At 41.9% G+C, this 14,736-nt stretch carries 15 protein-coding genes; 8 read left to right on the forward strand and 7 right to left on the reverse strand.

Annotated elements, in window-relative coordinates:
* Positions 1-286: 286 nt before the first annotated feature.
* Positions 287-1,918: a hypothetical protein gene (locus N482_RS03485; RefSeq protein WP_063375760.1), complete on the reverse strand. Its 1,632-nt coding sequence runs from the start codon at positions 1,916-1,918 to the stop codon at positions 287-289.
* Positions 1,919-2,153: 235 nt separating this feature from the next.
* Complete coding sequence (locus N482_RS03490) at positions 2,154-2,810, reverse strand: Crp/Fnr family transcriptional regulator (RefSeq protein ID WP_063375761.1); 657 nt, start codon at positions 2,808-2,810, stop codon at positions 2,154-2,156.
* Between the two features lie 309 nt (positions 2,811-3,119).
* On the opposite strand from N482_RS03490, the gene N482_RS03495 reads away from it, so the two are divergent.
* Positions 3,120-3,338: a YgjV family protein gene (locus N482_RS03495; protein WP_063375762.1), complete on the forward strand. Its 219-nt coding sequence runs from the start codon at positions 3,120-3,122 to the stop codon at positions 3,336-3,338.
* On the opposite strand, the gene N482_RS03500 is transcribed toward N482_RS03495, so the two are convergent.
* A complete protein-coding gene (locus tag N482_RS03500) occupies positions 3,335-4,978 on the reverse strand; it encodes an amidohydrolase (protein ID WP_063375763.1) in 1,644 nt (547 codons plus the stop codon). The two genes, N482_RS03495 and N482_RS03500, sit on opposite strands and share 4 nt — an antisense overlap.
* Positions 4,979-5,122: 144 nt before the next feature.
* Positions 5,123-5,335 carry a hypothetical protein gene (locus N482_RS03505; RefSeq protein WP_063375764.1) on the reverse strand — a complete coding sequence of 71 codons (213 nt, stop codon included), beginning with the start codon at positions 5,333-5,335 and terminating at the stop codon, positions 5,123-5,125.
* 218 nt (positions 5,336-5,553) lie between these two features.
* Here N482_RS03505 and proB point away from each other — a divergent pair, with 218 nt between their 5' ends.
* The 4 genes from proB (at position 5,554) to gltX (ending at position 9,733) form a co-directional block, all read left to right on the forward strand.
* Positions 5,554-6,672 (forward strand): glutamate 5-kinase, encoded by a 1,119-nt coding sequence (gene proB, locus N482_RS03510; protein WP_063375765.1) that lies wholly within the window; start codon positions 5,554-5,556, stop codon positions 6,670-6,672.
* 48 nt (positions 6,673-6,720) lie between these two features.
* Positions 6,721-7,674 (forward strand): GGDEF domain-containing protein, encoded by a 954-nt coding sequence (locus N482_RS03515; RefSeq protein ID WP_231100781.1) that lies wholly within the window; start codon positions 6,721-6,723, stop codon positions 7,672-7,674.
* A gap of 115 nt (positions 7,675-7,789) precedes the next feature.
* A complete protein-coding gene (locus N482_RS03520) occupies positions 7,790-8,155 on the forward strand; it encodes a glutaredoxin family protein (RefSeq protein WP_063375767.1) in 366 nt (121 codons plus the stop codon).
* A gap of 90 nt (positions 8,156-8,245) precedes the next feature.
* The gene (gene gltX, locus N482_RS03525) at positions 8,246-9,733 is read left to right on the forward strand and encodes a glutamate--tRNA ligase (RefSeq protein WP_063375768.1); all 1,488 of its coding nucleotides are present in this window, start codon (positions 8,246-8,248) and stop codon (positions 9,731-9,733) included.
* Between the two features lie 28 nt (positions 9,734-9,761).
* Here gltX and N482_RS03530 read toward each other — a convergent pair whose 3' ends face one another.
* The 3 genes from N482_RS03530 to N482_RS03540 all read right to left on the reverse strand — a co-directional run bounded on the left by N482_RS03530 (position 9,762) and on the right by N482_RS03540 (position 11,629).
* A complete protein-coding gene (locus tag N482_RS03530) occupies positions 9,762-10,208 on the reverse strand; it encodes a MarR family winged helix-turn-helix transcriptional regulator (protein ID WP_063375769.1) in 447 nt (148 codons plus the stop codon).
* 2 nt (positions 10,209-10,210) lie between these two features.
* Positions 10,211-10,687, reverse strand: coding sequence for a glutathione peroxidase (locus N482_RS03535; protein ID WP_063375770.1), 477 nt, complete (start codon positions 10,685-10,687; stop codon positions 10,211-10,213).
* 78 nt (positions 10,688-10,765) lie between these two features.
* Positions 10,766-11,629, reverse strand: coding sequence for a LysR family transcriptional regulator (locus N482_RS03540; RefSeq protein WP_063375771.1), 864 nt, complete (start codon positions 11,627-11,629; stop codon positions 10,766-10,768).
* A gap of 148 nt (positions 11,630-11,777) precedes the next feature.
* Between N482_RS03540 and N482_RS03545 the strand changes: the two genes are divergently transcribed.
* The 3 genes from N482_RS03545 to N482_RS03555 all read left to right on the forward strand — a co-directional run bounded on the left by N482_RS03545 (position 11,778) and on the right by N482_RS03555 (position 14,669).
* Complete coding sequence (locus N482_RS03545; RefSeq protein WP_063375772.1) at positions 11,778-12,932, forward strand: iron-containing alcohol dehydrogenase; 1,155 nt, start codon at positions 11,778-11,780, stop codon at positions 12,930-12,932.
* A 194-nt stretch (positions 12,933-13,126) separates the two neighbouring features.
* Positions 13,127-13,765, forward strand: a complete 639-nt coding sequence (locus N482_RS03550; protein ID WP_063375773.1) for a cytochrome b/b6 domain-containing protein — start codon at positions 13,127-13,129, stop codon at positions 13,763-13,765.
* Between the two features lie 208 nt (positions 13,766-13,973).
* Positions 13,974-14,669 carry a DUF3581 family protein gene (locus tag N482_RS03555; protein WP_063375774.1) on the forward strand — a complete coding sequence of 232 codons (696 nt, stop codon included), beginning with the start codon at positions 13,974-13,976 and terminating at the stop codon, positions 14,667-14,669.
* Positions 14,670-14,736: the final 67 nt, after the last annotated feature.

The raw sequence follows: 14,736 nt of genomic DNA on the forward strand, positions 1-14,736 counted from the left end.
ATATTAGATCAGAAATTTAATTAAATTGGTATAAGCTAGATTCATATCATAGCGAAACTATTATTGATCTAAATACGTGCGTTTAAACCTAGGTCAATAAGCGAGTTTGCACAATCTAAATGGATAAATGCAACCTAGGGTTGAACAGCTGCATATGATAGGTACCCATAAACTGTCAAAGCATCATTAGATATTATGTTAGAACCGTTGCGCAGAAAGGTGAGGGTTTAGAAAGAAAAAAGCTGTGATATGAATCACAGCTTTATGTTCAGTTTACTTTAAAATATTAGCTACCAGAACCTGTAACTTCAGAGAACTGACAGTTGCTACGAGCAACATTGAATGAAACTGCTTCGCCTGCTGCAGCAGTGAAAGCAGGTACAGTTAGTGATGCGTCACCTACATCTACACCAACTGGAATTACAGATACTTCATAGCTTGCGCCAGATACAAGACCTGTTAGTGCGTATGTGCCGTTTGTTTCAGCTGCAATTAGAGGTGCTTTGCCTTCTTGGTTGTAACGAACTAGTGCACCAGTGAATGCAAGTTGCGTGTCAGGTTGGTCGGTGTTACTACAAGTATATGTTAGGCCGAAGTCTTGGTCTACGTATGTAACTGGCGCATCAAGTGCAATTTCGATGTCTGCTTGAGTTGCACTGCTGTTACATAGCTGTACGTTTGTGTCTGTACCCCATACGTTTCCATTTGCGTCAGACACTTGTATATCAACAGTTGCAGAAGAAGTGATACCAGCTGCGCCAGCTGTGCCTTGTGCGTATAGTACGCCAGACGCACTGTTTACAATCTTAGTCTCGTCAACAACGCTAGAAACGATCTTCATGTTTAAACCAGAAGCAGGAACTGCATCACCAGTAAACGCGAAAGATACTTCTTCAGAACAGCCTGTAACTGTTTCAACAGGTACGAAGCTTGAGAAGTGAGTTGTTTCAAAGCTTGCTGGGAATACAGTACCAGACTTAGCAGCAACAACAGCTTGTGAGTCTAGCTTGCTCCAAGATGCTTTTGTTTCGTCGTATGCATATACGTCAAACGCATCATTTTGAGCTAGGCCTGTGTTATCAGCTTTCGTATATGTTTCTGGGAAGTTAGTCGTTAGTGTAACCGCTTCAGAAAGCGTCTTAACAGCAGTATCACCCGCTGAGATATTTACAGTAATGACACCAGCAGGTTTTAGTACATTTGTAGTGTTACCTGCGTTTAGACCCGCTGGGATAATGCTTGCTGCGCTTGCTTTGCCTGATTCAGCTGTTAAGTTAGCAGTTGCTACTTCTACAGAAACTGTACCAGAAATAGGGTTGCCATCAGCATCTTGTAGAGTTACGGTTGTAGGGATATCAAGCTTCGCACCACCATTTGTTGCCTCAGCTTCAACAGAAAGTGCTGCAGCAAGTTTACCGTCCGCTGTTGCTAAATCAGTCTGAGATGCTACAGCTAGGTTAGCTTTGCTAACTAGGTCAACAGCTACATTTACTGCGCTTGCATCGCCACTAAGGTCAACAACCGCTGAGCCTTCAAGGTAGTCAGCAGCAGAAACAGATAGAGTTAAAGATGTAACACCATCTTTAGTCTTGAATGCAAACGCGCCGTCAGTAGATGTTTGTGAAGCGATGTCCGCACCATCTAGGTCAGTAACGTTCGTAGATGCTGCACCATTTTCAAAAAATGTAACCGTTGCGTTGTCTACTACATTGCCTGTTGCACTGTCAGTAACACTTACAGAAACGTAAGACGATAGAGCTGCTGGTGTATCAGGTGAAGGAACTGTAACTGTGCCCGGATCCGGATCTGGCGGAGTTACAGTAACATCGTTGTCATTATCGCTGAAACAGCCAGCTAAACTTACTGTTAAACCCAATGCTAGGGCAAGTTTAGTTAGCTTGAAATTTTTATTTCCCATGATTTTTACCTTTTCCTTTAAATACAAGTAAACTGAGAGTTTTAAACTAATCTATTGCAGATGTAAGACAGCCTTGCCCTGCATGCAAATTAGTGATTAGAGGATAAGCGTACATTAAATGTTCGTCAAGTGAACAGTTCTAACTTTATCCGAAAATTCACTTTTAATAATAACACATTGATCTCAAATTGGGATCTGAACTTCAAAATGTTAAAAAACAATAATATTGCTGTCATTAAATTTGCGAAAAGCTATCTACAAATTCGTTTAAAAGTGCCAAATTTATTGGTTTTAAGCCAGAACTGGTCCTTTCGATTAGTCCCTTTTCAACGAGCTCACTGACAACTCTTCTATATGCCCGTTCAGTAGTTGCAAATCTCTCTGCTTCGGCACTGACTGTTGAATACGCGCGAAGCAAAGTTGGATGGCTATTTTCAGCTCTCAATAGGCAATCTTTTGCGATGTTGTAACTCAGTGGTAGGAGCAATTTATCGAGGTTTATTTTTTGGTTCTCAGTAAACTTTGCTGCGATCGTCTGTGCTGTGTATAAACTCAATTCAGGTTGCTCGAGTAACAATTGTCTCCAGTGCTTTAATTCTATCAAGTTGTATTGCACATCGCTGAGACAACTTACTGTGTAAATACACGGCTGATTGTTAAGTGCTTCTATTTCACCTATCAAGGTGTTGTTGCAATCTAACTGACCAAGTAGCAATCGCCTTCCATTACCAACATCATAGCTGAATGAGACAGTTCCGCTTCTGACCAAAATGAGTTTGCTCAACGGCTCATCTTGGTGGATCAAGATTTCTTTTTTGCGGTGTTGAAAGCTGTTGCCAGCAAAACTTAATAGTTGCTCTACCAAAGTGGTTGAAAAGTGATATTGGAACATCTGGTTGGCTCTCGGACAATTGTCCTATTTATTAAATTATTATAAAGATAGCATGAACAACGTTATTCAAGTGCTATGCGCGTTACTTCTTTGTGAGTTTATGTCGCATTGGTTCCTTAACGCGATAAGTACCTTATCAATTACAACTCTGTGAACTAAAATTTTACGCAATCGATAGGTCGACTGCAGTATTGATCCCATTCACAGCAGTGTGAAAAACTTTTCATTGTGACCTTAATAAAGGTTCCAATTTTTAGGCTCAGTGTAGTCGCTATTTTTAATGCTAACCCAACTAAGAGGAGAGAACAAATGACTTGGGAGTATTTAGGTTATCTTGCATCTGTATTCTTAGTGGTATCACTAATGATGACCAATGTAACAAAATTACGTTGGTTCAATTTGGCTGGGTGTATTTGCTTTACCATTTATGGTGCAATGATCAATGCGTGGCCAGTTGTATTGACCAATGGACTACTCGCATTGGTCAATATATATCACTTGATCAAACTGCTTAAATCAAAAGATTAATGGCGCAGATATCTGCGCTCTCCAGCTATCCATGTTTGCTGCACTTGTGTTGATAAAAGAGAGTTCAAATCGGATTTGAAGTAGTCGTTGTCTATTAAGATAAAATCAGCCCATTTACCGTGCTCAAGACTACCCAATTTAAACTCTTGAAATGCAGCATAAGCAGCGTCGAGCGTAAAAGCTTGCAATGCTTGTTGCTTTGATAAGCGCTCAGCATGTCGCCAGCCGCCTTCTGGATGTGCTGTTTTGTCCATTCGTGTAATCGCTGCGTAAAGTCCATCAAAGGGGTCTGCAAGTTCTACAGGGAAATCTGACCCCGCAGCGACTTTGACCCCTTGCTTCAGAAATGATTGCCAAGCATAGGCACCCTGAAGTTGAGAATTGTTGAGGCGTTGTTCGGCCATGTGCATATCTGAAGTCGCGTGGACCGGTTGCATAGAGGGAATGATTTTTAACTGCTTAAACCTTGGTATGTCAGCGAGATCAACTAACTGGGCGTGCTCAATTCTATTTCTCAGTAATTTCCCTCCCGATTGCTTGAATACATTTTGGTAGCTATCCAAAACAATACGGTTAGCACGATCGCCGATAGCATGTGTATGAGCACTAAAACCATGCATTACACTCTTAGTGACGAGTGACTCAAGGCTGGGTTGGCTTTCTAGCATGAGACCACGATACCCTGATCTATCTTTGTACTCAGATAAAAGTGCAGCTCCACGACTGCCAAGGGCGCCATCGGCATATATTTTGACACTGCGAATGGAGAGGTAATCAGTTTGCTCTTTGTATATGCCTGCTTTTAACATTGTATCTAAAAGGGGGTCAGAGGCGCTAAGCATGGCATAAATGCGTAACGGGAGGGTTTGTGCTTTGGCTCGCTGCCGATATAGTTGCCATGTCGCATAATCAATACCGGCATCATGAACTGACGTTATTCCAAGGCTTAGTAAGTGTTGAGCAGCAGTATCTAAAGCATTATTTATTTGTTTGTGCGAAGGAGTTGGTATGTGTTTTGTTACCAGTAGCTCCGCTTTATCGATGAAAATTCCGCTGGGCAGACCATTTTTGAGTCTGAGTATCTCTCCCCCTGAAGGCGAGGTTGCTGTGCTTTGAATACCCGTAAGTTCCATCGCCTTTGAATTTACCCAGATTGCGTGACCATCTACTCGAGTTAGCACGACCGGACGGTCTGATACATATTCGTCTAGATCGGACGCGGTTGGGAAGCGGCTGGGTGTCCACTTTGATTGGTCCCATCCTCGACCAAGTATCCAGCCGGTTGTGTTCGCTTTGGCATAATCTGTAAGGCGTTTGCCAACCTGTTCCACAGAAGTACTGTTTCTCAGATCTAATTGAGATAAATTTTTGCCCAAACCAATAATGTGGCCATGAGCATCAATTAACCCAGGCAGCATAGTTAACCCTTTGCCATCGATAGGCTTAGTTTGAGGGTATTGTTTTAGCGTGCTTTTATCTCCGGTTTTAACAACTTTACCGTCTCTTATGACAATGGTCGAAAAGTGCTTAATCTCACCCACCCGAGTCGGTGTATAACCATTTACATTGTGTATTACTGTAAATTGAGCATAACAAAGCTGGCTGGCTGCTATGAGCCATAGGAAGAGTAACTGTTTCACACTGAGCCTTATTTTTAATTGTTACAGATTGACTTATAGGTACATTATTTATATTAAATAGCAAGTGTTGAATTTATTATTTTTAAATAAGTCAGGATTGATTAGGGCTGTAAAAAGCGATGAAGAAATTGACAGAACGATTGCTTATTCTTCATCTTTATCAGCTTTGATAGCTAGCTTGATCGCTATGATAACAACCGCAAACATTAAAAATGGTAAGGCCGCTAAGCTGTATTCCGCCCAGCGGTTATCTTGGTAGTTTGGTTGCAAAATAAAATGTCCGCCAATACACATTGCAATACTGATAAGCAGCAAAGGCAGCATCATTAATTCCTTTTTATAATTTGGCTTTTTCATATATTTACCTCCAAGTACAAGTATGACATGCAAGATGAGTCAGCTGCTTGATATTGATCATATATACAGATTGCATAGATTTTAGCATGTTGACAGTGGATGCCACATGGGTTGGCGAACTTTTCATGAATAAATCTATATCAGCTTGTTTGGAAAGTATCCAATTGATACTGGTCGTGATATAAAAATAGTTACGATTTAAATGAAGGTGTTTTTTTATGGCTAAACGTAAAGTCATAGTAGTAAAACTGGGCACCAGTGTATTGACGGCAGGCAGCTTATATCTCAACAAACCTCGATTAGTTGATTTAGCACGTCAATGTGTGGAGCTTAAAAAGGCGGGGTGGCATGTTGTTATCGTTTCCAGTGGTGCAGTTGCTGCGGGGCGATCTGCGCTTGATAAAGATGTCGGCAATTCGGTTGCAGAAAAACAGATGTTGGCGGCTATTGGTCAAGGGCAGTTAATTCACCTTTGGCAAAGCCTATTTTCGTTGTTTGATGTTCCCGTTGCTCAACTCTTATTAACGCGTGCAGATGTTGACGATAGAAGTCGGTATCTCAATGCACGAGACACGCTAGAACAGATCTTAGCTCACGATGTTGTTCCGATCGTGAATGAAAATGACGCGGTGGCCACTTCCGAGATAAAAGTGGGTGATAACGACAATCTGTCTGCTTTGGTTGCAATTTTAGCTAACGCAGATCGACTTTTGTTGTTGACAGATCAAGCGGGTCTATTTACCGCAGATCCAAGAAACAATCCCGATGCACGACTGATCGAGCGGGTAGCGGAAATAGATGAACAGATCATTGCGCTAGCTGGTGGCTCTGGCACATCTTTGGGAACTGGTGGGATGGCAACGAAGTTACAGGCTGCACAAATCGCCCAGCGCGCTGGTATCGAAACGATAATTGCAAAAGGTGAAGAGCCTAATGTGATTATTAACATTCAAAATGATCTGACCAAAAGCACTAAAGTCATTCGATTTGATACTCCTTTGGGTGGACGTAAAAAGTGGATTTTATCAGGACCTCGTTGCAGCGGCGCTATCATATGTGATCCAGGGGCAGTAAATGCGGTTATAAAAAATGGCGCCAGTCTACTCGCTAAAGGGGTAACCGATGTCTGTGGTCAATTTTCCCGAGGTGACTTAATTGAGCTTAAAGACTTAAATGGCAAGGTCATTGCCAAGGGTATAATAGTATTTGATCACAAGGAGATGCAAAGCATTAAAGGGTTACACAGCGCTCAAATTAACGACGCATTAGGATACCAAGGTGCGAATGTTGTTATGCATAGAGATGATTTAGTGTTACTTGAGTACGTTGCAACCTAGTTGATAGGGGCTAAGCTTTACAGTGTAAGTTTACTGGGAGGCTAAAGTGTGGACATATCGCCATGCGGACATGAGTTCTCAATTAGTTTGCAACAAATGCGCAGTGAAAATGATCTTTATAAACGCATTGCGTACGTACTACGTGAATTGTTGCCAGATATACCTATTGCGATGTATTTGGCACCTAGTTTGTCTAAAAAAGAAACGCTAAAACTGCTTACGCTTTCGTCCGTTGCTCAACAGCCTGATTTGAAATATTTGATAGCGAGGGCGGAGACGTTAAAAAACCAGCAGATCCTGCATGGTGATAATCACTATTGTATCGTGTTGAGAAAAAACAGAACTATCATGGGGCTGTTGTGGATTGGCGAGAAGATCCCTATGTCACGCTGCTATTTGGTAGGACACTTAATCAATGTTTTTTACCATCAGCTAAATACACTAGCGTTGAGTCGCATTGACCCGCTAACCCAGCTTTTAAATCGGCAAACCTTTGACGACAAAGTGATAGAGATCACAACGGGTGATGGGTTTATTGTTGAGCGTGAACAACAGGGGATAAGGCATTGGTATTTGGCACTTTTTGACATTGATCACTTTAAAGTAGTCAATGATAATTTTGGTCATGTAATCGGCGATGAGGTACTACTTTTAGTGGCGCAACAGTTAAAAGATAACTTTCGAGCCGAAGACTTTGTATTTCGTTATGGGGGAGAAGAATTCGCTGTTTTGTTTCAAAGCCATGACGGAGATGAAGCGAGTCACCTGCTTAATCGGGTACGCAGCGTGGTGGCGGAGTTTAGCTTTCCGCAAGTTAATCATTTGACCATTAGTATTGGATTCACTTTATTAGATGATATTTGCCAGGTGTCTGAGTTGGTGCATGAGGCCGACCTTGCGCTTTATCATGCAAAAAAGCACGGTCGTAACCGTGTTGTGGACTTTGAAGAATTGGGTATCGCAGGGCAAGCCAAAGCGGAGACCAACATCGAATTATTCTAAGTGCGATACGTACGTCTCATTATACAAATAGAAATCAATTATTAAGCATATCTTTTGTGCGTATGTTACACAGGTTTGTGGTATCCTAGCGGCAATTTTGACTGGGAGAATACTGATGAAATTGATCCGATGGTTGCTTGGTCGACTTATCCTGCTTTTTGATTTTATTTTTGCCCCGCGCAGTAAAAAACGTACAGCTGAAGCTCAACAGCAACTTGATCAATTGACACAAAACTTAAAGCTCTATCAATTTAAAGCTTGTCCGTTTTGTGTAAAAGTTCGACGTGCTGCAAAACGAGAGGGCTTAAAGTTAGAGACGCGCGATGCGAAAGATAACCAAACGCACCGCCAAGAGCTACTCGAGCAGGGTGGCAAAGTTAAAGTGCCATGTTTGAGAATTGAAGAGCAAGGCAATGTAACTTGGTTATATGAGTCAAGTGATATTGTAAATTACCTGCAGCGCATAGAGCAGTCTGCTTAGTGGCGCATGGCATTGCTGGCGGTTTTCCACTGGGTGAGCCTATGCTAGCATTGAAGCTAAAATACTTTAGAAAAATTTAAGAGAAATAACATGACGATCCGTACACGTGTTGCACCGTCACCAACGGGTGATCCGCATTTAGGTACCGCTTATATTGCACTATTTAACTACTGTTTCGCTAAGCAGCAAGGTGGTGAATTTGTATTGCGTATTGAAGACACCGATCAGGTAAGAAGTACGGCTGAATCTGAGCAAGCAATCATGGATAGCTTGCGTTGGTTAGGTCTTAACTGGGATCATGGTCCTGATGTGAGTGGTGAATTTGGTCCTTACCGCCAGTCAGAGCGTACAGAGCTATATCAAAAATTTGCTCACCAATTGGTAGAACAAGGTAAAGCTTTTTACTGTTTTGCGACAGCTGAGGAGCTCGATCAAATGCGTGAAGAGCAAATGGCTGAAGGCTTACGTCCTAAGTACGATGGCCGTGGATTGCGTTTGACGCCTGAAGAGGTGCAAGCAAACCTAGATGCAGGCAAGCCGTATGTGATCCGTATGATGATCCCTGAGGAAGGCTCTTTCAAGTTTAACGACTATTTACGTGGCGAAATTGAAATCCCATGGGAAAATGTCGACATGCAAGTGCTGTTAAAAGCTGATGGTTACCCAACATATTTTATGGCAAACGTGGTTGATGATCATCACATGCAGATCAGCCATATTTTCCGTGGCGAAGAGTGGATCAACTCTGCACCTAAGCTTCTGAAGTTGTATGAAGATCTTGGCTGGGAAGCTCCTGTATTAGGTCATTTACCGTTACTACGTAACCCAGATAAGTCTAAACTATCAAAGCGTAAAAACCCGACTTCGATCAATTACTATAAAGAAATGGGTTTCTTACCAGAAGCTGTATTAAATTATTTAGGTCGTATGGGCTGGTCAATGCCGGATGAACGTGAAAAATTCACACTAGCTGAGATGATTGAGCACTTCGATATGAAACGCGTTTCACTTGGCGGCCCAGTATTTGATGTTGATAAGTTGAGTTGGTTAAACGGTCTTTGGATCCGTGAAAACTTAACAGATGAAGAACTGATCCAACGCTTCGTAGATTGGAAGTTTAATACAGAAACACTTTCGCGTGTTTTACCTGAAGCGAAAACTCGTATTAATACGCTTTCTGACTTAGTGGACCTTGCAGGTCACTTTGTTGGTGGTATTCCAAGTTATGATCCTGCCCTGTTAACTGTGGGCAAAGCGGATGATGCGGTTATTACTCAGGCATTACAGTTCTTTATCTGGGAATTGGAAAAGCTGCGTAGCTGGAATAAATCTGAGATTTTTGCCATCGCAAAAAGTGTAGCGACATTCCACGAGTTAAAGATTAAAGAGTTCTTAGAACCAATATTTGTCGCTATAACGGGTAAAACCTCTTCAACGTCCGTTGTTGATGCGATGGAAGTACTCGGTTCAGATCTTTCAAGAGCACGCTTGAGAGTGGCTCTAAACCATGTTGGCGTCTCGAAAAAGCAAGCGAAGAAGCTAGAGAAAGCGTATCGTGAATACCCAACGATTGGGTAAGTCAAACTGCTCAGTCCATGGCGGGTATTCACCCGCCATGCTTTTCTTGTAGCTGTAAAAACTCATCTAATAGCGACTTTAGTTGCATCAATTTATCCAGTGACATGTCTGTTTGACCCATCATCTCCATTGGAATACAAGCACACTCGTTTTCAAGGGCTTTTCCTTTGTCGGTCAGAAATACATAACACTGCCTTTCGTCTTCCTTTGCACGCTTGCGGCTCACTAGCCCGTTTTGTTCTAAGCGTTTTAAAAGTGGGGTGAGTGTATTGCTTTTTAATTGAGACTGGTGACCAATGTCTTTGACCATGACCCCGTCAGTTTGCCATAAAATTAATAACACAATATATTGTGGGTAGGTCAAATCATGGCGTTTGAGTAGAGGTTGGTACAAACGTGTAACCTGCCTTGAAGCGGCATATAAGCTAAAGCACAACTGCTTATCCAAATTTAGATCGGGGAACTTCACGCTCATTGTTAGGCCTGTAACCCTTTTAAAATGTCAGCTTTGATCTTTTCAGGTTTTGTCGTGGGTGCGTAGCGATGTAAAGGTTGACCATCTTTGCCGATTAAAAACTTAGTAAAATTCCACTTAATGTTATTGGTTAATAATCCAGGTAAAGCAGACTTTAGATATTGATAGAGCGGGTGTGCTTGTTGGCCATTGACATCAACTTTTTCCATAATTGTGAAATCGACACCGTAGTTTATCAAACAACCTTTCTGTATCTCAGTGGCGCTGCCAGGCTCCTGTTGGCCAAATTGATTACAGGGGAAGCCGATGATTTCAAGGCCTTGTTCACATAACTCACTGTGTAGTTGCTGAAGCCCTTCATATTGCGGTGTTAAACCACACTTACTTGCAGTATTGACTATAAGTACTACTTTGCCTTTTAAGCTGGCAAAATTATACGGAGTACCTTGTAAGGTATTCGCTTCAAATTCGTATATCATTTTATTCTATCTCTCTAGATTTAAATCGTGTGCGATTTAAATGGTATGTGATTTGACTAGCTTGTGCAAGTAAGTTGGTTATTTAAACCAGTCGAGCAGAAAATCAATCAGTAGACGAACTCTTAATGGGATAAGATCTTTACGTGGATAAATAAGCCAAGAAGCATTGTCGCTCACTTGATATTCTGCCAGTAGTGGTATGAGTTCTCCGCTGGAAATATGGTCGGCTGCAATATCTTCGGCGAGGTGGGCGATACCCAGCCCGGCTTTACAAGCATGAATGATTGCCTGAGGATTGTTACTGCGCCAATTACTATTTACTTTTACCTCTTCTATTCCACTGTTAAGGTGAAAGCGCCAGCGGTTTGAGAGTGCAATCAAGCAATTGTGGTGGTGTAAATCTAAAGGGGTGTTCAAAGGAGGGGAAGTTTGTAAATACTCGGGGCTGGCGAGTAACATCATATTGCGTGAGCTCAATTTTCTCGCGATTAATCTCGAGTCTTGTAATCTGCCGAAGCGAATCGCGAGATCAAGTCCGTCTTCTATTAAATCGACATTTCTGGCGTTGAAATCTATATGGATATTGACTTGTGGATAGCGTTTGCAAAACTGCGCAATCGCTGGTGCGACTCGATTTGCCATGAAGTCTCCTGCATCAGTAATCCTGATTGGGCCCTTAGGCGTATGTTGTACCCCTTGTAACTCATTGTTCGCGTCGACGAGTTCCTGCTGAATCACTTTCAATTTGCTTGCGTAAGCAATACCTTCATCTGTGAGGTTTATGCTGCGGGTTGTACGTTGTAAAAGCACGGTACCGAGCCTTTGTTCCAATTGTTGGATCTGCCTACTGACGTGTGATGTTGATACATCGAGTGCTTGTGCTGCTTTACTAAAGCTGCCATGCTCCACAATAGCCAGAAAAATGTCTAAGCCTTGCCACATATCCCTTTCTCATACTGCAAATATAATGGCTTATTTTAATTCATTGTTGCATGTGTGCAAAAGTGATTTGCGATCTGATTAATGATCTTAGTGGGTTATCTCTTTACACTGAGCGCAAAGAAAACAAGTCGTCATAGTAGGGGCAAGTATGCTGAACTTTAATTTTTATAATCCAACAGAAATTTTTTTCGGTGAGAATCAAATCGCTGAAATTACCAAAGCGATACCAAAAGAGGCAAAAGTACTGGTTGTTTATGGTGGAGGAAGTATCAAAAGGAACGGTATTTACGAACAGGTAAGTGAAGCACTTAGAGAGTTCAGCTGGGGAGAGTTTGCTGGGGTTGAGCCGAATCCAACTTATCAAACTTGCATGCAAGCCGTTTCAAAAATCGAACAAGAAGACTACAACTTCATCTTAGCTGTGGGAGGCGGATCTGTTATTGATGGGAGTAAGTTTATTGCAGCTGCGGCAAATTTTTCAGGTGAGTCTTGGGACATTTTGAGTAAAGGTGCGGAGGTAACTGCAGCCCTGCCTATTGGAGTTGTACTGACACTGCCTGCCACAGGTTCAGAGTCAAATAGTTTCAGTGTTGTATCGAACAGCGGAACTCATGAAAAATTGCCATTTGCATCTGTTCACGTCCAGCCCAAATTTGCAGTGCTAGACCCGCAAGTAATGAAAACCTTGCCACAAAGACAACTCACTAACGGAGTCGTTGATGCATTTGTACACACAATGGAACAGTACCTAACTTATTCTGTTGATGCCAAAGTTCAAGATCGTTTTGCTGAAGGTTTGTTGATGACCTTAATGGAAGAGGGGCCAAAACTGGTATCGGAAGATGTAGACTATAAAGTCCGTGCTAATGTTATGTGGTCGGCAACAATGGCATTGAATGGGTTAATTGGTGCTGGTGTGCCACAAGACTGGGCAACACACATGATCGGCCATGAAATCACCGCGATGTATGGTCTGGACCATGCGCAGACCTTGGCTATTATTCTACCAAGAATGATGACAGAGCAAAAAGAGGCAAAACGTGGCAAGTTACTACAATATGCCGAGCGTGTACTTGGCTTAGATATCACCGATGAAGACAATGCAATAGCATCGGCGATTGAGTTAACTGAACAGTTTTTCAATAGCGTACATATGAAAACGCGCCTGAGCGATTATGGCATAGGTGAGGAAGCGGTTAACAAAATCACCGAGCAGCTTGAAAGGCATGGTATGACAGCGTTAGGGGAGCAACAAGTCGTGACATTAGAAAAAAGCAGTAAAATTATTCGCGAAAGCTTATAATATAACCCGACCTATCGAGGTACGGCTTATTTAAGCCGTACCATAAAGCAACCCGTCACAGGTATTCTTCACGTTAGTTATCCTTCCTTGTTTGGTTTATCACAATAAAATCGCATCAAATTTGATAAAAGCATCGTTTTTGCGGCGTTGCTCAGGTAACCTTTGGGCAGAATATACTGTCATTTGGGGCGATTATGACAAAAGTTTGGGATGGATTTATTCGTGGTTTTCACTGGTTACTCGTGGTGGGGATTACTGTTTTATATTTCTCTGGTGAAGAAGGGTGGTTAGACCTGCACTTTGTTGTGGGATACCTGTTGTTGGCACTTATGATAACCCGCATGATCTGGGGAATTATTGGTAGTGATACGGCCAAACTGAGTAGTTTATTTCATCACCCTAAGCATATCTTTGCAGCGTTAAAGTCTAAATTTTCATATGCAGGTCATAACCCTGCCGGTAGCGTGATGGTACTCCTGTTCTTTGTTCTGGTTTTTACTCAATTGATTTCAGGTCTAATGACGACTGATGACATTCTTATGGAAGGTCCGCTTGTGACGTATATCAGTTATGAGTTAGCTGAAATCGCAGGTGATATTCATCGTCTCAATATTGATATTTTGTTGGTAGCAATTGCCATACACATAGTTGCGATTATGGTGTATCGGGTCAAAGGAGTTAACTTGATTAAGCCACTACTGACGGGGAAAAATGATATCGATACTGCAGCGCCTCGAATGAGGAAAGGATGGGTTGCCTACGTCATATTTTTATTATTGGTCGCTTTTATCCTATATGTTTGGGGTCTGGAGCCACTCAATGCACTGCTTTAATTTTTCCCGTATGTTTCGTCTATAGGTGAGAATACTTTTGTGTCATATTCAGAGGAGCAATACCGCAGGATTAGTAGCATCATTTTATTCTGGTGTTTATAAAAAGCCTTTTGAAACCAAAAGTTACAATACAAAAGCACAGATATGACCTCTCTGTGCTTTATTTCTGCTAATATAGCGCGATTTTCATGCAAGAAAGAAGTTAACTATGCTTACACCGTACTATCAAGAAGAAACCAATAAACTTGTGATTAGCCGTGAACAAGGCAGTCAATTCGCAAAGCAAGTTGCGGACGACTTTAACCCTTTACACGACATTGATGCGAAGAAGTTTTGTGTCCCAGGAGATTTACTGTTTTCTTTGGTGTTGGATAAGTATGGTGTAAGTGAAGACATGCATTTTACTTTCTCTGGCATGGTAGATGAGACATCTCAGCTTGAGTTACCCCAAGCGAGCGCAGCTTTTGATATCGTCTCAAATGAAAAAGTCATGCTTTCTGTGAAACGTTCAGGCGAGAGTAAACAGTGTCCTGAATTGGTAGAAAGTCTTATCAAAAATTATGTGGCTTTTTCAGGTAAAGCGTTTCCACATGTGATTATCCCCCTAATGGGCCAGCAGGAAGTCATGATCAATCCAGCTCGCCCTATGGTGATCTACGAGTCAATGTCAATTCACTTGGACACATTAGATGTTTCTGAAGTGTCTCTTAAAGCTGCGGAGCCAGACTTTAGCTACGAGGGTAAGCGCGGAAAAATAATCCTTCGTTTTGAGTTGTTGAGCCAAGGTAAAAAAGTAGGCTTCGGCGAAAAGCACATGCTGGTTTCAGGTATTAAAGAATACTGTCAGCAGGCCATTGACGACTTAATTGACTATTACAATGAGCGTAAAGAAACGCTCAAGTAAACAGCGTTTTATATTGATTTCTATCAGTGAACAAAAAGCAAGCTAAGAGCTTAATGCCAGTCAGTTA

This window comes from Pseudoalteromonas luteoviolacea NCIMB 1942, assembly GCF_001625595.1.
GTDB classification, from domain to species: Bacteria; Pseudomonadota; Gammaproteobacteria; order Enterobacterales; family Alteromonadaceae; genus Pseudoalteromonas; species Pseudoalteromonas luteoviolacea_A.